We start from the raw sequence: 19859 nt of genomic DNA on the forward strand, positions 1-19859 counted from the left end.
CACGCGGACCGGGCGCCGTTTTCGCGTCCCGTCAGGGGACCACGACGAGGCGGCCGGTGGTGGTCCCGTCCGCCACACGCTGCACCGCCTCGGCGGCCTGGTCGAACGGCACCCGCTCGCTCACCAGCGGCTTGACGGCGCCCTGGGCGGCGAGCCGGGTGAGTTCCGCGTGGCAGGCGCGGACGGCGGCCGGGTCGTGGGTGTTGTACAGCCCCCAGTGCAGCCCGAGGATCGAGTAGTTCTTGACCAGGGCGTGGTTGAGGCCGGGGGCGGGGATGGTGCCGCTGGTGAAGCCGACGACCACGATGCGCCCCTCGAAGGCGACGCACTTGGTGGACCTGGTGTACGCCTCGCCGCCCACCGGGTCGTAGACCACGTCGGCGCCCCGGCCGCCGGTGGCCTCCTTGACCACGGCGACGAAGTCCTCGCGGTGGCGGTCGACCACGATGTCGCAGCCGAGCTTGAGTGCCTGGTCCGCCTTCTCCGGGCCGCCGGCCACGCCGATCACGGTGGCCCCGGCCGCCTTGCCGAGCTGGACGGCGGCGCTGCCGACCCCGCCGGCCGCGGCGTGCACCAGCAGCGTCTCGCCGGCCTGGAGCGCGGCCCGCCGGTGGAGCCCGAACCAGCCGGTCTGGTAGCCGATGTGCAAGGCGGCGGCCTCGGCGTCGTCCAGCGCCGGCGGCGCGGGGAAGACCCCGGTGGCCGGGACGACGGCCAACTCGGCGAAGGCACCGCCGGGCAGCGCGGCCGGCGTGATCACCCGCTCACCCACCGCCGGGGCGGCCACGCCCTCGCCCGTCGCCACGACCTCACCGCACAGCTCCACCCCCGGGGTGAACGGCAGCGGCGGACGCACCTGGTACTGGCCGCGGCACAACAGCGCGTCGGGGAAGTTGACCCCGGCCGCCCGTACCCGCAGCAGCACCTCACCGGGGCCGGGGACGGGGTCGGCCACCTGATCGAGGCGCATCGCCTCGCGCGGCTCCCCGGTCTCGTGCACGCGCCATGCCTTCACAACGTTCTCCGTGGGTTCAGGGCCGCCGTACCGAATACAGCAGCAGATCGGCGAATTCCGTGGCGACCTGATCGGCGGTGAGCGGTCCGTCCGCGCGGTACCAGGTGCCCAGGTGGTGCACCGAGCCGAAGAAGAAGTCCACCACCAGGTCGGGACGGAGCTGCGACCGGAAGACACCGGTGCACTGTCCCTCCTCGACCAGCGCGCGGAACCGCTCGTGGTAGCGGCGGCGTTCGGCGCGGACGGCCTTCTGCTTCTCGGGGCTGAGCTGGTGCATCGAGCGGAAGAAGATCTTGGTGTCGTCCAGGTTCTCGATGCTGGTGACGACGACGTCGGCGGCGGCCCGGTGGAGGCGTCCGGCGACGTCGTCGGCGCCCGCCGCGATCTGCTCCAGGCGTTCGGTCTGGAGCCGCAGGACGCGGGCGTAGACCTCGTACAGCAGATCGTCCTTGCTGCCGAAGTAGTGGTAGAGCGCGCCCTTGGTCACCCCGGCGGCCTCCACGATCTCCTGGACCGAGGTGCGGTCGAACCCGCGCTCCGCGAAGAGCCGGGTGGCCTCGGCGAGCAGCCGCCGGGGAACCGCGGCCGTCGCCTTCGTCGTACTGGCCTGTGCCATGGCCGGTGCCTTTCCTCGCGTGCCGGTTCTCACGCGGTGCCTTGTGTGCCGGATCGCCGGACAGGATACCGACCGGTAGGCATCTGGGTCCTGTCGTCAAAAGATCGCCGGGCCGCCCGGAGGGCGGTGCCCCGCGGGGTCTACGGGGGTCCCCCCAGGCGAAGCTCTGGGGGCGTGTGATCGCAAGGCGGAGGGAGGAGAGCGCAGCGGGCTGCGCCGACGACCGACAACGCCGCGAGCGCGCGTGCCGGACCCCGCGGGGCAGGCGAGATTTTGACGACAGGGCCCAGGATCAGTTCACGGCGTCCCCGCCGGCCGCCGCGGCGCGCAGTTCGCGGCGCAGGATCTTGCCGGTGGTGGTCTTCGGCAGTTCCGGCACCACCTCGACGGAGCGCGGGTACTTGTAGGCGGCGAGCCGGTCCTTGCAGTACGCGATGATCTCGTCCGGCGACGCCTCGGTGCCGGGGCGCAGGCTCACGTAGGCCCGTACCGTCTCGCCGCGGTAGGGGTCGGGGACGCCGACGACCGCGGCCTCCCGGACGGCGGGGTGGGTGTAGAGGACGTCCTCCACCTCGCGCGGCCAGACCTTGAAGCCGGAGGCGTTGATCATGTCCTTCTTGCGGTCGATCACGTAGAGCCAGCCGGCGGTGTCCATGAAGCCGATGTCGCCGGTGCGCAGTTCGCCGTCGGGCATGGTGGCCGTGGACTCCTCGGGGCGCCGCCAGTAGCCGGGGACGACCATCGGGCCGCGCACCGCGATCTCCCCCGGCTCGCCGAACGGGACGTCCCGCCCCGCGTCGTCCACGATGCGCACCACCGTGTCGGGGCCGGGGATGCCGACGGCCAGGGTGCCGGAGACCGGGTCCACCGGGGCTTCCAGGCCCGGCGGGACGCTGGCGCAGGGCGCGGTGCACTCGGTGAGCCCGTAGCCGTTGCGGATGTAGTGGCCGAAGCGCTCGCGGAACCGCTCGACCACGGCGGGCGGCAGCGGGGCGCCGCCCGAGCTGAGCATCCGGAACGAGGCGAAGTCCTCGGCGGTGGCGTCCGGGCGGGCCATCAGCGCCATGTAGGCGGTGGACGGCCCGACCATGTAGGCCGGGCGGTGCTCCCGGATCGCGTCGAGCACCACGCCGGGCTCGAAGCGGTAGGCCAACACGATGCTGTTGCCGCCGGTGAGCGCGGCCATCAACTGGCAGACCATGCCGGTGATGTGGAACAGCGGGGCCAGCGCGAAGATCGCCGAGTCGTCCGGCAGGGCGAGCAGCCGCGCCTGGCGGTAGGCGTTGTAGACGATGTTGCCGTGGGTGTTGGTGGCGCCCTTGGGCACCCCGGAGGTGCCGGAGGTGTAGCTGATCAGGGCGATGTCGTCCGCCGTGAGGTCGCGGCCGGCGGGCGGCGGGCCGGCGGCGGCGCGGGCCACCGTGAGCAGGTCGTCGGCGTCGGTGGCACGCACCCGGCCGAGGTCGCGCAGGACCCGTTCGTCGTTGCGGGTCTGGAGGTCCAGTTCGCTCGCGGTGAGCGCGATGCGCACCGGTGAGCCCTCGGTGGTCTTGCGGAGGTAGGACTCCCAGGCCCGTTCGTGGCAGACGATCGCGGTGACCTCGGCATCGGTGAGCACGTGGGTGATCTCGCGCTCCTTGTACATGGGGTTGACCGGCACCACGATGCCGCCGGCCTTCCACGCGCCGAGCACGGCGAGCACGAACTGCGGGGTGTTCTGGAGCACCACGGCGATCCGGTCGCCGCGCTGGAAGCCGCGCCCGGCCAGATGGCGGGCGAGGCCGTCGGTCAGCTCGCCGACCTGACGGTATGTCAACTTGCCGTCGAAGTAGGCGATCGCGACCCGCTCGGGGGCCGCGGCGGCCGACGCGCGGAAGGCGTGCAGCGGGGTGGGCGGCGGCGCCGCCAGGGCGAGTTGGTCGGCGTCCCAGTGCTGCAGCCAGGGCTTGTCCTCGTAGCGCATCATCGCGCCCTTCCTCGCTCGTCCGTTTCGCTGCCGGTGCGCTCGTCCGTTTCGCCGCCGCTCCGGTGGCGGGCCGCCTTCGGCCGCCGCGCGGGTGCGACGGTGCGCCCGGTCACCGTCCGTCCTCCACCTTGCGCTGGAGCTTGTTCATGCCCGCGAGCCACGCGTCCGGATCCGTGGCCCGGGCCGTGTAGTAACCGGCGACCTCGGGGTGGGGCAGGATCAGGAAGCGTTCGGCGGCGATGCCGTCCAGGACCGCGTCGGCGACCCGTTCCGGCTCGATGGCGCCGGGGGCGAGCACGATCTGCCCGGTCTGCCCGGTGGCGGCGAGCATGTCGGTGCGCACCCCCTGCGGGCAGACGGCGTGCGCCGCGATGCCGCGGTGCCGGTAGGTGACCGAGAGCCATTCGGCGTGGGCGAGCGCGGCGTGCTTGGTCACCGAGTAGGGCGCGGCGCCGACCATGGTGAGCAGACCGGCCGCGGAGACGGTGGCCACGAACCGGCCGCCGCCGCGTTCCAGCCAGCGCGGCACCAGCACCCGCGCGGCCCGCACGTGGGCCATCACGTTGACCTCCCAGGCCAGCGCCCAGTCGGCCTCCGGGGCCTCCGGTCCGCCGCCGGTGCCCACCCCGGCGTTGGCGCAGTAGACGTCGATGCCGCCGCCGAGGTCGTGTTCGGCCCGGTCGATCAGCGCGGCAACCTCGTCGGGCGCGGCGGCGTCGCCGGGCAGGGCGAGACCGCCGCTCTCCTTGGCGGTGCGCTGGGCCGCGTCCGCGTCGAGGTCGTTGACGGCGACGGCGGCCCCCTCGGCGGCGAACCGGCGGGCGAGGGCGGCGCCGATGCCGCGCCCCGCTCCGGTGACGAAGACCCGTCTGTCCTGGTACGCGCCCACGCTGGCGTCCCTCCGCTCGGCATCGGCCCCCGTGGTCTGCACTGCCGGCCGCGCCCCACCCCGCGAACGCCCGGTCCGCGCGGGGATTCGCCGCCCGCTCGGCATACTAAGCGGTTGGTAAGCGTTGCGGAAGGCCCCGGCGCACCGGAAACCGCAACCGGCACCCTGGCCGCCGTCGTCTCCTTCGGTGATGATGTCCACCCCAGGCTTCGAAGGGACCGGCCATGACGGGAATCGGGGTGGATCCGTACTGGGAACTCTCCTTCGGCACCGACGCGCGCCCGGATCCGGGCCAGCGCGACCGGCTGCTGCGCGGGGTGGCGACGACCGGGGTCACCGATCTGATCGTCTTCGCCCACGGCTGGAACAACGACCACTCCTCCGCGACCCGGCTGCACCGGCGCTTCTTCACCCCCTTCCCGGCCCTGCTGGAACGAGCCCCCGCGCACGCCCGGGCGGCCGGCCGCCCCGCCCCCCGGGTCGGCTACACCGGGGTCTTCTGGCCCGCCCTGCGCTTCGCCGACGAGCCCATCCCCGACCACACCCCGACCCGGCTCAGTGAGCAGACCGCGCGCCTGGCCATCCAGCGCGGTCTGGACAAGGTCACCCTCGACGCGCTGCTGGCGTTCTTCCCGGAGGCGGTGCGCGATCTGCACCGGATGGCGATACTGCTGCGCGAACGCGCCGAGAGCACCGAGCGGCTGGCCGAGTTCTGCACCCTGGCCCGGCGGCTGGCGGACGCCGGCGACCACGTGGCCGCCGCCGACCGGCGGGCCAGCGGCGCCCGTCCGGTGCTGCTGGACGGCGCCCCGGTCACCGTGTGCACCCGGCTCGCCGACGCGCTGGAGTCCACCGGCGCCGAGACCGTCCCGTCGGCCGCCCCGGAACCCGACGAGGAGGCCGACTCCGAACCCGGCGACGGCCCGCCCCCGTTCGTCCGGCTGTGGAGCGGCGCCCGCGAACTGCTGCGGCAGGCCACGTACCACCGTACGAAGGGGTACGCGCGCGCGGTCGGCGAGTCGGGGCTCGCCCCGGTGCTGGCCCGGCTGGCCACCGCCGCCCCCGGCACCCGGATCCACCTGGTGGGCCACAGCTACGGCGCCCGGCTGGTGTGCTTCGCGCAGCGCGCGCTGCCGGCCGCGGCGCCGGCCACCGGTTCGCTGGTGCTCCTCCAAGGCGCCCTGTCCGTCTCGGCGTTCGGCCCCGACGGCGTGCTGCGCGGACTGCACCGGCGGGTGGACGGTCCGCTGGTGGCCTGCCACTCCACGTACGACGACGCGCTCGGCACGCTGTACCCGGCGGCCTCCCGGCTGCCCGGCGAGCCCGAGCCGCCCGGCGCCGTCGGCCACGAGGGGCTGCGGGAGGGACCGGCCGGGGTACGGCTCACCCTGGCCGAGACCGCGCCCCGCTCGGGCCGGCCGTTCCCGGCGCGCGGTCACGTCAGCGTGGACGCCGGCGCGGTGGTGCGGCGCGGCCACCCGCCGATCGGCGCGCACATGGACATCTGCCACGCGGAGTTGGCGAGGGTGGTGTTGCGGGCGGGGCACATCCTCCCGTGAGGGGGCCTCCGGGGCGGGGGCGCGCCCCCGAGGGGGGACCCCGGTGGGTCGGGCGCCGGGGGTCGAGACCCCGGGGCGCCGGGACCCCAGGGGCGCGACGGCCCTGGGGGGCAGGGCACCGGGGCGGGGACGCCAGCGGCCCCGGGGGCGCGGGACGCCCGGGGGCGCCAGGGACCCGGAGAGGTCAGGGACCCGGAGGGGTCAAGGGACCCGGGGCCGGGACGGCGCTGGTCAACGGTGGCCTTGTCATATGGTCGGCCGAGTCATTCGCGCCGGGGCGTGCCCCTACGCGCCCTCAAGGTGACGATGCGCCACCGCGGCTCCGGGGAAGCACTCGGGGGACCGCCGAGGTTCGCGCGGTCGAGTGCACAGAGGGGCAAGAGCATGCACGACAACGGTCATCGGCCCACCGCCGCCGGCGTCCGGCCGGGGACGGTCCAGGCGCGGCCGGCGGCCGGGACGGCCTCGCTCACCGCGCCGGCCCCTGCCCCTGCCCCCGCCCCGGAGCCCGCCCCCGCGACCGCCCCGGTGCCCGCGATGCGCTCCGGCGACTTCAACTGCCGCCCCCTGACCCCCAACTGCGCCCGGGTCGTCGACGCCGGCGAACACGCCGTGGTCGGCGTCAGCCTCGGCAACAGCTACTTCCGCGGCGACATACTGCGCGCCCTGCTGCGCTGGCTCAGCGGACGGTTCGCCCAGCTCGACGTGGTGATCCCGGACTCCTCCTACCGCGACAACCTGCTGGCCGCGGGGTACCAACCGGCGCACGCGGACGGCAAGGCGCACCGCGAGGCGGCCACCGCCCGCAGCCGCGTCCTGCGTTCATGGCGGGAGGCCGGCGTACCGCTCTCCGGCGACGCCCACGTCCACCTGCTCTCCGACCTCACCGCCAACCCGGCCTACCGCGCGCTGCGGCTGCGGGTGGAGCACGCGCTCCGCCTCGACCCCGAGTTGTACGCCGAGTGCCTGGCGATGAGCCGCGCGGCGCTGCGTTCCCAGCTCAAGGGGGTCACCCCGTCCGCCGCCCAGGCCGAGGCCGGGATCCAGTACCTCACCGCCGAACTCCCCTTCTTCATCGGCTCCGCCGAGCTGTTCGGGGTCTCCTCGTCGCTGTGCTTCTACCACAAGCCGGTGCCCGTCGCCGATCTGCTCTTCACCCGCCCCGGCCCGCTGCGCCCGCCACGCGAGCAGGGGTACGCCCTGATCCAGCCGGTGACGTAACGTCCAGCCCGCGAGACAACGCGTCCCACCCATTGACTACCCGGCGCACCCCCGTGAGAGTGTGCCCAGCGTGATCGAGGACGTTGCACCCCAGGAAGCGGCGACCGGCGGGGCGGAGAGCCTGCGACGGGTGGCGGTGGCCAGTTTCGTCGGAACCGCCATCGAATTCTACGATTTCTACATCTACGGCACCGCTGCCGCCCTCGTACTCAACCACGCCTTCTTCCCCAACCTCTCGCCGCTCAACGCCACGCTCGCCTCGTTCTCCACCTACGCGGTGGCGTTCGTCGCGCGGCCGGTGGGGTCGGTGCTCTTCGGACACTTCGGGGACCGGGTGGGACGCAAGTCGGTGCTGGTCGTCTCGCTGCTGCTGATGGGGCTGTCCACCGCGCTGGTGGGGGCGCTGCCCGGGTACGGGACGTGGGGGGCGGCGGCGCCGGTGCTGCTGGTGGTGCTCCGGTTCACCCAGGGGATCGGGCTGGGCGGCGAGTGGGGCGGTGCCGCGCTGCTGGCGGTGGAGCACGCGCCGGGCCGCCGCCGCGGACTGTACGCGGCCTTCCCGCAACTGGGGCCCTCCGTCGGCTTCTTCGCGGCCACCGGGATCTTCTGGGTGCTCTCCGGCTGCCTCAGCGACGCCGCGTTCACCTCGTGGGGGTGGCGGATCCCCTTCCTGCTCTCCTTCGTCCTGGTCGCGGTGGGGCTCTTCGTACGGCTGAAGATCAGCGAGACACCGGTCTTCGCCCGGGCCATGGCGGCCAACGAGGCGGGCCGCGTGCCGGTGGCCGACGTACTCCGCCGCCACCCGCGTGAACTCCTGCTGGGCGCCGGCGGCATGGTGGTGGCCTACGGCCTGTTCTACACCGCCACCACCTACTGCCTGGCCTACGCCACCGGAACGCTGAAGCTGGCGCGCGGCACGATGCTCGGGCTGTCCATGGTCGCCTGCGTCTTCCTGGCCGCCGGCACCTGGCTGGCCGCCACCCGCTCCGACCGCGCCGGCCGACGCACCCTGGTCCTCGCCGGCTCCGGCGCGGCGGCCATCTGGGGCCTCGTCCTCTTCCCCCTCCTCGACACCAAGCAACCCCTGCTCGTCGCCGTGGCCATCGGCGGCGCCCTCTTCCTCATGGGCGTGATCTACGGCCCGATGGGCGCCTTCCTCCCCGAACTCTTCTCCACCCACGTCCGCTACTCCGGCGCCTCCCTCGCCTACAACCTCGGCGGCGTCCTCGGAGGCTCGGTGGCCCCCCTGGTCTCCACCCGCCTCCAAGCCGCCTACGGCTCCCACGCGGTGGGGTGGTACCTGACGGCGATGGCGCTGGTGTCGGTGGGGTGTGTGCTGGCGCTGCCGGAAACCCGGGAACGGGAGCTGTAGGCACCGCTCGCGGTACCGTCACAACCTCCGACCGAGGAAGGTGACCATGCCGCGAGACGACGACTACCTCGCCGTTCTGACCACGACGGACACCGAGGACCGGGCCCGCGAACTGGCCGCGACCGCCGTCGACGAGCGCCTCGCCGCCTGCGCCCAGATCGACGGCCCGATCCGCAGCCTCTACCGCTGGGACGGCAAGGTCCAGGACGACCAGGAATGGCGGGTGCTCTACAAGACTTCGACCGACCGCTACCCGGAGCTTGAGGCGCATATCAAGAGCGTGCACACCTACGACACCCCCGAGATCATCGCCGTGCCGATCACGGAAGGCAGCGGCGAGTACCTGTCATGGCTGCGCGCCGAGACGAGGCCGTGAGCTGAGGCCTCGCGGAGCAGTCGGGCTTTGCCATTGCCGACCCGGCCCGGGCCTGCCTCCGCTGCTGTGTCAGCTCAGGCGAGGTAAGTCTGCTGCCACTGAATGGAGTCCATGCACAGGGCGGCCTCCGCCAGTGCCTGGGCCGAGGCCGTCTTGAGCGTGGCAAGACTGCTGTCGATCCATGGCTGTACGTTCGCGCAGCCTTGCTCCCGGTACTCGACGGCCTGCAAGAGGCATTCGAGCTTGTCGGCGTCATGGGCCACGATGACTTCGAGCGAGTCGCCGGTCTCGTACTCGTTGACCACTTGCTGTACGCCCGCCTTCACCGCGGGATGCGCCGCGGAGACCTGGTCGGCCGTGACCCGCTCGTTCGACGCCGCTTGCAGATAGCGGCGCCCGATGTGCGGGATGTCTCCGATCCGCGTCTCCTGGGTGTCGTGGAACAGGCAGAGCAACGCCACCTTCGCCGGGTCCGCCCCCTCCATCATGGCGAGCACCGCGCCGATCACGCCGGTCCGGAAGCTGTGCTCAGCGATGGTCTCGGGGTCCTTCACCCCAGCAATCCACCAGCCCGACCGCTTGGCCCGCTTCAGCATCCCCATTTCCAGCAGGAATCCGGCAGTCCCGGCGGCTTCCTCGTTCTTCGGCACGACGCCTCCAGTCGGTTCCGTCTGTCAATCGCTTACCAGGAGTTGCCGCACCTCGGCGGAGGTCACGCCAAGACTGTAGTTGAGCCCCTACCGCGGCAGTCGGGGCCCAACTGGTGCCGAAATTAAGCTGCCGCGACTTCCGGCAACGCCTTCAAGCGATCACGGAACTCCCGGACGGCGGGTACCTTCTTATAGCTGCCGAGCTTGCTGGAAAAGGCTGCAAGGCACTCAACTGCCCTCGCGGAGGACACTCGTTCTTCAAGCAGAGCAAGCCCGCGGTTGGCCGCGTCGAGGGCACCATGCAGATCCTTGCCCTCCAACCGGGCTTGCGCCAGGCGACCCGAGCGTACGGCTTGGTCCCGAGGAACCGCCTTCTCGATCGAGTCAGCAAGAGCGCGCGTTGCCTTGTCCACCTGCCCCGAGCGCAAAAGAACCTTGCCGCGACTGGAAGCGATCTGCCCTTCGCCATACCAGCTCAGCCAGTCCGAACGGTGTCCGTTCGACCGGTCCCAGCTTGTCTCGGAGAGGTGCAGTGCTGCCGCTGCCCGACGGTGGTCCCCCTGCCGTGACAGAGCCACGGCCCTGTGCAGGTGCAGGAACGAGCAAGTGGAGGACGGCAGCTTGGCCGGTCCCTTGCTCAAGGCGGTTTCGACCAACGTCACGCGTTCGCCATCCTGCCCTGTTTCCGAGATGTGCACGCCCATCTCCGCCAGGACGAAGGCACCGAGATCGTCATCGCCAGACGCTTGAGCCGATCGCAGAGCGGCAACGTAGTGCTGTTGTCCGGCGGACTTGAGGCCGGCGTCATAGGCCATCCAGCCGGTCAAGTACGCGACTTGTGCAGCGAGCCAGTGCAGTCGCGTGCCCACCGCATCCGAGTAACGAGCGTTCTTGAGCAAGGCAGTGATCAGTTCGAGGTCGCTGCGCGACGACTCCAGCAGCCGCGCTCCCCCATCTGATCATCCAACGTTCGCAGCGTGACGACACGCTGCTCGATGGTGGTCACCATGGCGTCTGTCACCCGGTCACCCTTGGCGGCAGCGGCAAAGGCTGAGGGCGCCTCGGCCCAGCTCGCCGCCAGCGTTGCGAGTGCGCTTCCAGTGATGGTGAGGAAACCCCTCCGGTCCATGTGGCCGCTCCCGACGAGATCCGTTAGTACCTCCACGGTACCCGCGGGAGTCCATGGCGCGTCCAGACAAGTTACACCGAACACCGGGAGCCACTTTGGCCACGCCTTTGGATCAACCTGGTCCAAAGGCACTCCGATCATGCGTGCGATGGCTCGTTGGGCCCTGGCTTCAGGCCGCCTACCGTAACGCTTCCACTTGTATACGTTCGGGTAGGACGTCTGGATCGGTTCACCCAGCTCGTCGGCAGCTTTGACTAGCAGCTTTGTGAACTCGACAGGCTTCCAGTTGTACATCTCACGGAGACAGGTTAACGGGTGAGACCACTGTGTCTGCATCAAGCCCTCCGTTTCGCCAGCCCGTTCGAAACTAGCTGCATCCGCTCGGATCAATGAGCGCACGAGCCAAATGGCAACATCGGGCAATATTCCCCTCCCCCCTAATCCCCCGCAACGCTTCTTCCCGCCGGAGTCCACTCCGGCGGGAAGCGAGCGCAACCGTACGTCCGTACGAAGCTGAACTGTGTTTGCCTCCTCCAATGCAAGTGTCAGGAGCCGACATGACCTACGTAGTCAGTACGCGCTTCTCCATCCCCGCGGACCTCACCTGTATCAAGGCAGCCCGTAACCACATCGTCCGCATGGTCGCCGACTGGAATGGACTTGATGTGACGGCTCTCGGCGACCTCCGCTCGGTGGCCTCGGAGTTGCTGGCCAACGGGGTCGAGCACGCTCGTGGAACACCACTGACGATCCGTCTGCGTCAGCGGGACCGGCGGCTCCTGCTCGAAGTCTTCGACGGCAGCCCGGATGCTCCGCGACCCCGCTGCGTTCCCGCCGGGGCCGAACGCGGACGGGGCCTGGTCGTCATCGCCGCCCTGGCGGAGGAGTGGGGATGGGAACCGATCGGCGCCGGGAAGAGGGTGTGGGTCACGATGAAGCTGCCGGAGCCGGACGATAGCCCAGGCGTCAGCGGCGAAGACGCCTTACTTCCCCGCCGTACCGGAACGCGGTTGCCGATGAAGCTCGTGCCAGGGATGGGGCGGTACGGTCGAAGCGAGCCCGTCGAGGACGAGCAGACCGAGGACTTCCGGGCCCGCCACCTCGCCCCCGTTGCGGCAGCCGTGCTCTTCACTCTCTACGCCACCGTGCTCCATCCAGGAGCCCTCACCATGCGCCGCCCCGGGCGGGAACGACGGAGGTCACGAAGCCGGCCGACGAGGATGCACCGGCGGTTGGCCGGGCGGGGCCCTGACGAGTTGTGGCTCGCGGCGATGGTGGCGGCGGCTCGGGCGTGGGCGGGGTACCGGGGCGTGGGTGAGGCGAGCCGGTGAGCTCCGGCGGGGGGCGTCGGGGCTCAGCGGCTCGCGCTCACGGCGGTCAGCGGTGGCTGGGGAATTCGACGACCTGTTGGTAGGTCGGGCGGTTCTGCCAGGAGATGCGGTCGTCGGTGACGCCGCCGAGGGGGCGTTGGACGATGGAGTCGGCGCACCATTGGTCGCCGGCCGCGCAGCCGCCGGAGTCGCCGGGGTAGAGCTGGGTGGCCGGGGTGGCGGCGGCCTGTTCGAGGGTGGTGAGCAGGACGGACCGGCAGGCGGTGAGGTCGCCGTCGCCGCAGTAGGTGCGGGCGAGGCCGCCGTTCACGGGGCGGCCGAGGACCGCGCGGAGGTCCTTGTCGAGGTAGGACCACCAGCCGAACTGGAAGGAGCTGCCGGCGTGCGAGCCGGTGGGGCCGTGGCCGGCCGAGGGGGATTCGTCGATGGTGAGGTTGTCGGTGAGGGCGGTGTAGAGCGGGTCGCCGAGGCCGGGTTGGAAGACGGCCTTGACCAGCAGGGGCCACCAGGCGTCCATGACGCGGACGGCGTCGGCGTCGCCGTAGGTGTGGGAGCCGGGTGAGGTCTCGCGGCGCTTGGTGCCGTCGCCGGCCCAGTTGGCGAGTTGCTGGACGGTGGTGGCGAGCTGGGGGTCGGTGATGGGTTCGCCGCGCAGTACGGCGAGGAGTTCGGGCAGGACGTCCTCGCCGCGCAGGTCGGTGACGGCGGCGTCGGCCATGGCCTGGGTGAGCGAGGCGCGGGTGACGCCGCCCTGGCGTACCAGCCGCTTGACGCGGTCGTCCAGGAGGTTGGCGCGGTGCACCGAGCCGTCGCCGAAGCCGGCCGCGGTGTAGCCGGGGGCCTGCTTGTTGTTCCAGGAGATGTAGTAGTCCTGGTCGACGGATTGCGGGTGCTGTTGCGGCGGGGTGTAGTCGGCGGTGTTGGTGTCGGGGTCGAACCCGCGCCATTCGTAGGCGGGTTGGGCGAGCACCGGCAGTGAGGGGTCGACGCCCGGGGCGCGGACCGGGTTGCTGCCGGAGTTGTAGTAGGCGATCTGTCGGGAGTCGGCGTAGAACCAGTTGAAGGTGTAGTTGATGTGCTGGGCGGCCTGCTGGAAGGTGGCGGCGTCGTGCACGAAGCCGGGGTCGTTGAGCATCTGGAAGCCGATGATGGAGTCGGCCTCGTGCTGGTAGGAGCTGCGCAGCGTGGTGTAGGCGTAGGGCTTGCCGCCGATGGTGGCGCGGTATTGCACGGGGCCGTACTTGGTGCGGTACACCTGCATGCGGTAGGAGCCCTTGGCGGTGGAGTCGGCGAGCGTCGGGGACCAGGAGTCGGTGCGCTCCAGTTTCTCCATCGGTACGCAGCTGCCGTGCCAGAGGTAGGAGGTGGCGTCCTCGGCCGGGGTGCCGCCGCTGGGGTCGCAGAGCTGGACGGCGTAGGTGTCGGTGACGTCCTGGCCGGCGCTGGTGGCGCTCCAGGAGTAGTCCTGGCCGCGGCCGAGTTCGACGTAGAGGCTGAGGCCGGCGAAGGCTGCGCCGCGGGCGCTGATGCCGGGGCCCTGGAGTTCTTCCAGCATCAGCAGTTGTGGCGCGAAGTAGCCGGTCTGCGGTCCGAAGACGGCCACCGGGTGGCCGGAGGCGGTGTACTTGCCGGAGACCAGCAGCGCGTTGGACATGCCCTTCTTCGGGCTGTGGAAGAGGTTGGCCGGCAGTACGCCGTGGTCGAAGACGCCTTGCAGCGGCTTGAGCCTGGCCGGTGCCTTCACCGGGGTGCGTGCCGGGGTGGCGGAGGCGGCCGAGCCGGTGCGGTCGTAGACCAGCGGTTCCTCGGTGACCGAGCCGGGGTCCGGCATGGCGGTGCCCTGGGCGTCGGCGGGCTTGCCGGCGTAGGGGAAGGAGTGGCCGTCGTGCACGGTGAGGACGGCCTCGGGGTCGTCGCGTTCCCGGAACGACTCCCACACCTTGGTGCCCTCCACCACGCCGTACCGCGCCTGCGCGGCCTGGAGGGAGAGCGCGGCCTGCACCTCGCCGCCGCCGCCCGAGCCGAACAGGGCTCCGATCACCGAGGCGAGGGCGATGAGGTCGGTGAGCTTGAACGGTTCGATGGTGCCGGCGTTGGTGATCGGGTCGATGTGGCCGGTGAGGTCGTACTCGCCGGGGAAGTAGCGGCCGGGTTTGGCCTTGGCGATGTAGGCGTTGATGCCGGCCACGTAGTCCTGGGCGTCGGCGAGCGCCTGCTTGCCGCGGTCGCCGTTGGTGGTGGACAGCCGGTCGATCTGGTGTTGCAGGTCGTCCTCGGTGTAGGGGGCGGCCCGCCAGAACTCCTGCTCCAGGCCCTGGTTGGCGGGGGCTCCGCCGGCGAACGAGGTGAGCTGGCCTCGTCCGACGTGGCGGAAGAGGTCCATCAGCCACAGCCGGTCCTGGGCGGCGGCGTATCCGGCGCCGAACTCGGTGCCGGACCGGGTGGTGCCCTGGATGTGCGGTACCCCGGTGGCCTTGTCGCGGGTGATGGTCACGTCCGCGCGGGGGGTGTCCACCGAGGCGATCCGGTCCTGGGGCACGCCGAAGGAGGCGTCGTCGAAGAAGTCGCCGAGGGATGAGTCGGTCAGGGCGGGGTAGCCGCCGTTCAGGGCGGCGTAGGGGGCGAGTTGGTCGTCGGTGTGGGCGGGTCGGGTGCCGAGGGCACGGTTGGCGAGGATGTCGGCCAGGGTGGCGTTGCCGTTCTCGCCGGGCGGCAGGATGTCGTGGCATTGCCCCTGGCAGTAGTCGGTGCCGGTGCCGTCGGCGAGGGCCTGCTGCGGAAGGGCCGCCGTGAGTCCGGCGCCGAGCGCGAGCAACGCGGTGGCCGCGGCTGCTCTGAGAGTGAGGGAGCGTCGTCGCATACCCGAACCTCCTGGAAGGCAGTGCGACGGACGTTACCGCCGGTACACCCGGAGGTGAAGATGAGCAGTCGTCATGTTCACCGGTTGTTCGGGTACTTCGCGGCCCAGGGAGCCGGAACGCGGTCTGGTACGTCCCATTGGCGTCCGCGATCGTTGAGTCGTCGGTTCCGCCCAAGAGGGGATGAGATGGCCGGGTTCCGGAGTCTTGCCAGACAGGTACGCGATCCTCGACTGCTCGGCGCGCAGCAGCGCAGTTCGCTGCGGCGCTGCCTGGAGCACTTCGCCCCGTACGGACACCGGGCGACCTGGCGCCACCTGTGCGAGCACCACGGCTTCCACCCCGACGACCGACATCCGCCGCAGAGCCGGCTGGTGGCGGCGCTGGAGGAGCTGGAGGAGGCGCGCACCGTGTGGCTGGGGTACGAGGCGGAGTTCGCCGCCCGCCGCAAGCGGGAGAAGTACCAGGGGGTGCGCCGGCCGACCACGCTGGACGACTGGCACCGGCGCACCTGGGGCGGCTTCGGGGTCGCCTGGTGCGACGACCCGGCGGTGCACCCGGCCGGGCGCCTCGCCGAGGTGCTGCGGCGGCTGGTCACCGCGCTGGACGGTGAGCCCGGCGACGTCTGCCCGGTCTGCGGCGGCGGGCGTGTGGTGTGGCGGGAGGGGCTGCACCACGACCCGGCGGCGGGGCCGGTCTGCCTGGGGTGCGGGATCGTGGTGCCGGTCCCGGCGCTCAGCGAGCGGGCGCTGGCCGCGGCACGGGAGGCCCGGTACGCGCTGCGTTGACACGGCCACGGCGGCGGGACGATGCTGAGCAAGCGCTTGTACAGCAACGTCGGGCAGTGTCGTACGGACAGCGGGAGGCAGCAGATGGCGCACGTCAGGGTCTTCGCTTCGGTGGAGGAGTTGCGGGCCGCGGTCGGCGAGGACCTGGGGCCCTCCCCGTGGCTGCCGGTCGAGCAGAAGCGGGTCGACCTGTTCGCCGAGGCCACCGGGGACCACCAGTGGATCCATGTGGACCCGGAGAAGGCGGCGCGGGGGCCGTTCGGCGGCACCATCGCGCACGGCTATCTGACGCTCTCGCTGATCCCCGCGCTGATGCCCGAGCTGATGCGGGTCGAGGGGGTCAGGATGGGGGTCAACTACGGGGTGAACAAGGTGCGTTTCCCCGCCCCCGTCCCGGTCGGCTCGCATCTGCGCGCCTCGGCGCGGATCTCCGAGGTGACCGAGGTGGACGGCGGCGTCCAGCTGGTCACCCAGGTCACCATCGAGCGCGAGGGCGGCACCAAGCCGGTGTGCGTGGCCGAGACGGTGGCCCGCTTCTACCTGTGACCCGGTGACCTACCGGTCCCGGCGGCCCTCCTGGCCGACCATGCGCAGGACGAGGTCGGCGTAGAGCCCGCCGATCTCGTCCGGGGTGCGTCGGCCGCCGGGGTTGAACCACCGGGCGACGTCGATGCAGAGCGAGAGCACCGCGAGCGTGGTACCGGAGACATCGGGCACGTCGAAGTCGCCGGAGTCGACCCCCGCCGAGATCACCTCGCGGATCACCGCCTCGCTGCGGCGGCGCAGCGCGACGATCTCGGTGTAGTGGTCGGCGGCGAGGGCGCCGAGTTCGTACTGGACCACGCGTCCGGTGGTGTGGTGTTCGGCGTGCCAGCGGACGAAGGAGCGGACGGCGGCGGCCAGCCGCTCGGCGGGGGTGCCGCCGGCGTCCCGGGCCGCCTCCAGCAGGGCCAGGGAGCGCAGATGGCCGACCCGGCTGATCTGGTAGAGCAGCTCTTCCTTGGTCTTGTAGTGGATGTAGAGCGCGGCCGGGCTCATCCCGGCCCGCCCGGCGATGTCCCGGGTGGTGGTGGCGTGGTAGCCGCGCTCGGCGAACGCCTCGACGGCGGCGACCACCAGCCGGCGGGCCGCCTCCGGGGTGACGTCGGCCCACGCCTCGCTGGTCGTCGTTGTCGCCTCGGCATCCATGGCGCACACCCTACAACGACCCTGAGCAAGCGCTTAGAGCCGGGCGGCGACCGGGTCAGAACGCGGAGACCCCGGTCAGCGCGCGGCCGATCAGCAGCTTGTGGATCTGGCTGGTGCCCTCGTACAGCGTCATCACCCGGGCGTCCCGCAGCAGCTTGCCCACCGGGTACTCGTCGATGTAGCCGTAGCCGCCGAAGACCTGGAGGGCGTTGTTGGCGCAGCGCACCGCGGCCTCGGAGGCGTGGAGCTTGGCGACCGACGCCTCGGTGGCGAACGGCAGTCCGCGCTCGATGTGGTCGGCCACCCGCCAGGTGAGCAGCCGGGCGGCGTCCACGTCCACCGCGATGTCGGCCAGCAGCTCCTGGACGAGCTGGTGGTGGGCGATGGTGCGGCCGAACTGCTCGCGCTGACCGGCGTAGTCCACCGCCGCCTCCAGGCACGCCTGGGCGATGCCGACGCACCCCGCGGCCACCGACATCCGCCCCTTGGCCAGCGCGGACATGGCCACCGAGAACCCCTTGCCCTCCGGGGCGATCATCGCGGTCGCGGGGACGCGCACCCCGTCGAGGACCAGCTCGGCGGTGGCCTGGCCACGCAGCCCGAGCTTGCCGTGGATGGCGCAACGCTCCAGGCCGGGGGTGTCGGTGGGCACCAGGAAGGCGGAGACGCCCTTGTGCCCGGGGGCGTCGCCGGTGCGGGCGAAGAGCAGCACGACGTCGGCCCAGGTGCCGTTGGTGATGAACGTCTTGGCGCCGTCGATCACCCAGTCGCCGCCGTCGCGGACCGCCCGGGTGGTGAGGTTGGCCGCGTCGGACCCGGTGCCGGGTTCGGTCAGGCCGAAGCAGCCGACCGCCTCGCCGGAGCAGAGCCGGGGCAGCCAGGTGCGCTTGTGCTCCTCGCTCCCCCAGGCGGCGATGGACTTGGCGACCAGGCCGAGGGAGACCGACAGGATGCCGCGCACCGCGGAGTCGGCCCGCCCGAGTTCCTCGGTGACCAGGCAGTAGGCCAGGTGGTCGCCGCCGCTGCCGCCGTACGCCTCGTCGATGGTGAGCCCGAGGAAGCCGAGGTCGCCGAGTTTGCCGACGATCGCCCGGTCCACGGCCTCGGCGCGGTCCCAGGCGGTGGCGTTGGGGATGATCTCGCGGTCCGCGAACTGCCTGGCGAGTCGGCGGACGGCGGTCTGCTCCTCGGTGAGTTCCAGGTTCACGGTGGCGACCCCTCGCTGTCGGCTTTAATTACCACTGCTAGTTTTCGATGGCCGCAACTACTATGTGCCGCATGGCCCGTCCCCGCAAGCCCCTGCTCAGCCGCGACCGGATCGTCACCGCCGCGCTGGCCCTCGTCGACGCCGAGGGGCTGGCGGCCGTCTCGACCCGCCGGCTCGCGGCCGAACTCGGCGTCAGCGGGCCGTCGTTGTACAACCACTTCCGCACCAAGGACGAGATCCTGGACGCGGTCGCGGACACCGTGGTCGGCCAGGTGGACCTGTCGATGTTCGCCACGGCCGACGGCGACCGGCCCGACTGGCCCGAGGCGCTGCTGGCCTGGGGCCGCTCCTACCGCGCGGCGCTCACCGCGCACCCCAACATCGTGCCGTTCCTCGCCCAGGGCCCCGGGCGCCGTCCGGCGGGGCTGCGCCAGGCCGACGCGGTCTTCGGCGGCATGGTGGAGGCCGGCTGGCCGCCCGCGCACGCCACCCGGATCGGGGCGATGATGCGGTACTTCGTGGCCGGCTCCGCGCTCGGCTCGTTCGCCCGCGGCTTCGTCGGCGACCCCGGGGTGTACGACCCGGCCGACTACCCGCACCTGGGCCAGGCCCATCTGCTCCCCGAGCACCAGCGCCGGGTGGACGAGGGCGCCTTCGAGGCGGGGCTGCGGGCGCTGGTCGACGGGCTGGCGCTCCAGTACCAGCGGCTGCGCGACGGCGAACCGGTGACCTGACCGCGGCCCGGTCCGGGGCCCGCACCATACTGTCGAGGTGCTGCGACGAGCCGCGATACCCCGATTCCCGTTCGCCGTCCGCGTGTTGCGGGGGCAGGCCCAGGTCACCTTCCTGCCCAGCGCGGTGACCGGTGCCTTCTTCAGCGCGGCGCTCTTCACCGCCGGCTGGGTCCCCGGGCTCTACGCGCTGCTGGGCACCGCCGTCGGCACCGCCACCGCGCGTGCGCTGGGCGTCGGACGCGACCGCCTCGACGCCGGGCTGGAGGGGTTCAACGCCTGCCTGGTGGCGGCCGGTTGCGCGGTGCTGCTGGACGGCACCCGGCCGGTCACCGCGGTGGTGGCGGCCTTCGGCGCGGTGGTGGTCACCGTGGTCACCGCCGCGCTGCGCACCGTGCTGGCGGGTCGGGGGATCCCCACGTTCACCACGCCGTTCTGCGCGGTGGCGACGGTGATCGCGCTGGCCGCCCCCGGGGCGCACCACCCCGCCGTGCCGCCGGCCGGCCCCGCCACGGCCACCTTCACCGAGCTGTGGCACGCCTTCTTCGCCAACGTCGGGCAGATCTTCTTCCTGCCCCGGTGGTACGCCGGCGCGCTCTGCCTGGCGGGGATCTGGTGGGCCGACCGCAGGGCGGGCGCCGCCGCCTGCCTGGGCAGCCTCACCGCGATCGGCACCGCCCGCCTGCTCGGCTCGCCCGCCGCCGCGGTCGGCCAGGGGCTGCTGGGCTACAACGCGGTGCTCACCGCCATGGCGCTGTACGGGGTCTTCCTCGCCGCCGACCGGTGGAGCCTGGGGTACGCGGTGACCGGCGCGGTGGCGGCCACCGGGCTGACCCCGGCGGTCACCGCGTTCCTCGCGCCCTACGGCGGCCACGCGTTCACCTGGCCGTTCGTGGTCACCGCCACGGTGTTCACGGCGGCGGCGCAGGCGTTCCCGCGGCTGCGCCCGAGGTGAGCGGCGGG

Annotated in this window: 19 protein-coding genes; 9 read left to right on the forward strand and 10 right to left on the reverse strand. The window is 72.1% G+C overall.

Annotated elements, in window-relative coordinates; genetic code table 11:
• Positions 1-31: 31 nt before the first annotated feature.
• The 4 genes from SCATT_RS04075 to SCATT_RS04090 form a co-directional block, all read right to left on the reverse strand.
• A complete protein-coding gene (locus SCATT_RS04075) occupies positions 32-1015 on the reverse strand; it encodes an NADPH:quinone oxidoreductase family protein (protein WP_014627472.1) in 984 nt (327 codons plus the stop codon).
• A gap of 16 nt (positions 1016-1031) precedes the next feature.
• Entirely contained in the window at positions 1032-1631 is a 600-nt protein-coding gene (locus tag SCATT_RS04080) for a TetR/AcrR family transcriptional regulator (protein ID WP_014141667.1), read from the reverse strand.
• A gap of 292 nt (positions 1632-1923) precedes the next feature.
• Positions 1924-3597: a long-chain-fatty-acid--CoA ligase gene (locus SCATT_RS04085; RefSeq protein WP_014141668.1), complete on the reverse strand. Its 1674-nt coding sequence runs from the start codon at positions 3595-3597 to the stop codon at positions 1924-1926.
• A 109-nt stretch (positions 3598-3706) separates the two neighbouring features.
• Positions 3707-4486 carry an SDR family oxidoreductase gene (locus SCATT_RS04090; RefSeq protein WP_014141669.1) on the reverse strand — a complete coding sequence of 260 codons (780 nt, stop codon included), beginning with the start codon at positions 4484-4486 and terminating at the stop codon, positions 3707-3709.
• A gap of 224 nt (positions 4487-4710) precedes the next feature.
• Here SCATT_RS04090 and SCATT_RS04095 point away from each other — a divergent pair, with 224 nt between their 5' ends.
• From SCATT_RS04095 to cutA, 4 genes are all read left to right on the forward strand, one after another.
• A complete protein-coding gene (locus SCATT_RS04095; RefSeq protein ID WP_014141670.1) occupies positions 4711-6045 on the forward strand; it encodes an alpha/beta hydrolase family protein in 1335 nt (444 codons plus the stop codon).
• A gap of 384 nt (positions 6046-6429) precedes the next feature.
• Positions 6430-7266: a tRNA-dependent cyclodipeptide synthase gene (locus tag SCATT_RS04105; RefSeq protein ID WP_014141671.1), complete on the forward strand. Its 837-nt coding sequence runs from the start codon at positions 6430-6432 to the stop codon at positions 7264-7266.
• A 70-nt stretch (positions 7267-7336) separates the two neighbouring features.
• The gene (locus SCATT_RS04110; protein ID WP_014141672.1) at positions 7337-8638 is read left to right on the forward strand and encodes an MFS transporter; all 1302 of its coding nucleotides are present in this window, start codon (positions 7337-7339) and stop codon (positions 8636-8638) included.
• A gap of 46 nt (positions 8639-8684) precedes the next feature.
• The gene (cutA, locus tag SCATT_RS04115) at positions 8685-9014 is read left to right on the forward strand and encodes a divalent-cation tolerance protein CutA (protein ID WP_014141673.1); all 330 of its coding nucleotides are present in this window, start codon (positions 8685-8687) and stop codon (positions 9012-9014) included.
• A 74-nt stretch (positions 9015-9088) separates the two neighbouring features.
• Here the strand turns inward: cutA and SCATT_RS04120 are convergent, their stop codons facing one another.
• The 3 genes from SCATT_RS04120 to SCATT_RS40565 all read right to left on the reverse strand — a co-directional run bounded on the left by SCATT_RS04120 (position 9089) and on the right by SCATT_RS40565 (position 11129).
• Complete coding sequence (locus SCATT_RS04120; protein WP_014141674.1) at positions 9089-9664, reverse strand: HD domain-containing protein; 576 nt, start codon at positions 9662-9664, stop codon at positions 9089-9091.
• 122 nt (positions 9665-9786) lie between these two features.
• Entirely contained in the window at positions 9787-10563 is a 777-nt protein-coding gene (locus SCATT_RS40560; protein ID WP_014141675.1) for a hypothetical protein, read from the reverse strand.
• A gap of 8 nt (positions 10564-10571) precedes the next feature.
• Positions 10572-11129 carry a hypothetical protein gene (locus SCATT_RS40565; RefSeq protein ID WP_322973105.1) on the reverse strand — a complete coding sequence of 186 codons (558 nt, stop codon included), beginning with the start codon at positions 11127-11129 and terminating at the stop codon, positions 10572-10574.
• Positions 11130-11350: 221 nt separating this feature from the next.
• Between SCATT_RS40565 and SCATT_RS04130 the strand changes: the two genes are divergently transcribed.
• Positions 11351-12124: an ATP-binding protein gene (locus SCATT_RS04130; protein WP_014141677.1), complete on the forward strand. Its 774-nt coding sequence runs from the start codon at positions 11351-11353 to the stop codon at positions 12122-12124.
• 46 nt (positions 12125-12170) lie between these two features.
• On the opposite strand, the gene SCATT_RS04135 is transcribed toward SCATT_RS04130, so the two are convergent.
• Positions 12171-14984, reverse strand: a complete 2814-nt coding sequence (locus SCATT_RS04135) for a penicillin acylase family protein (protein ID WP_014627476.1) — start codon at positions 14982-14984, stop codon at positions 12171-12173.
• Positions 14985-15170: 186 nt separating this feature from the next.
• On the opposite strand from SCATT_RS04135, the gene SCATT_RS04140 reads away from it, so the two are divergent.
• Both SCATT_RS04140 and SCATT_RS04145 read left to right on the forward strand, forming a co-directional pair.
• Positions 15171-15770 (forward strand): hypothetical protein, encoded by a 600-nt coding sequence (locus tag SCATT_RS04140; RefSeq protein WP_014141679.1) that lies wholly within the window; start codon positions 15171-15173, stop codon positions 15768-15770.
• 84 nt (positions 15771-15854) lie between these two features.
• Complete coding sequence (locus SCATT_RS04145; RefSeq protein WP_014141680.1) at positions 15855-16316, forward strand: MaoC family dehydratase; 462 nt, start codon at positions 15855-15857, stop codon at positions 16314-16316.
• Between the two features lie 9 nt (positions 16317-16325).
• Here SCATT_RS04145 and SCATT_RS04150 read toward each other — a convergent pair whose 3' ends face one another.
• On the reverse strand, positions 16326-16958 hold the full coding sequence (locus SCATT_RS04150; protein ID WP_014141681.1) for a TetR/AcrR family transcriptional regulator: 633 nt from the start codon (positions 16956-16958) through the stop codon (positions 16326-16328).
• 55 nt (positions 16959-17013) lie between these two features.
• Positions 17014-18165: an acyl-CoA dehydrogenase family protein gene (locus SCATT_RS04155; RefSeq protein WP_014141682.1), complete on the reverse strand. Its 1152-nt coding sequence runs from the start codon at positions 18163-18165 to the stop codon at positions 17014-17016.
• A gap of 71 nt (positions 18166-18236) precedes the next feature.
• Between SCATT_RS04155 and SCATT_RS04160 the strand changes: the two genes are divergently transcribed.
• Positions 18237-18899: a TetR/AcrR family transcriptional regulator gene (locus SCATT_RS04160; RefSeq protein ID WP_014141683.1), complete on the forward strand. Its 663-nt coding sequence runs from the start codon at positions 18237-18239 to the stop codon at positions 18897-18899.
• Between the two features lie 37 nt (positions 18900-18936).
• Entirely contained in the window at positions 18937-19851 is a 915-nt protein-coding gene (locus tag SCATT_RS04165) for an urea transporter (protein WP_014141684.1), read from the forward strand.
• Positions 19852-19859 lie beyond the last annotated feature (8 nt).

Origin of the sequence: Streptantibioticus cattleyicolor NRRL 8057 = DSM 46488, from assembly GCF_000240165.1 — a bacterium.
Classification (GTDB): domain Bacteria; phylum Actinomycetota; class Actinomycetes; order Streptomycetales; family Streptomycetaceae; genus Streptantibioticus; species Streptantibioticus cattleyicolor.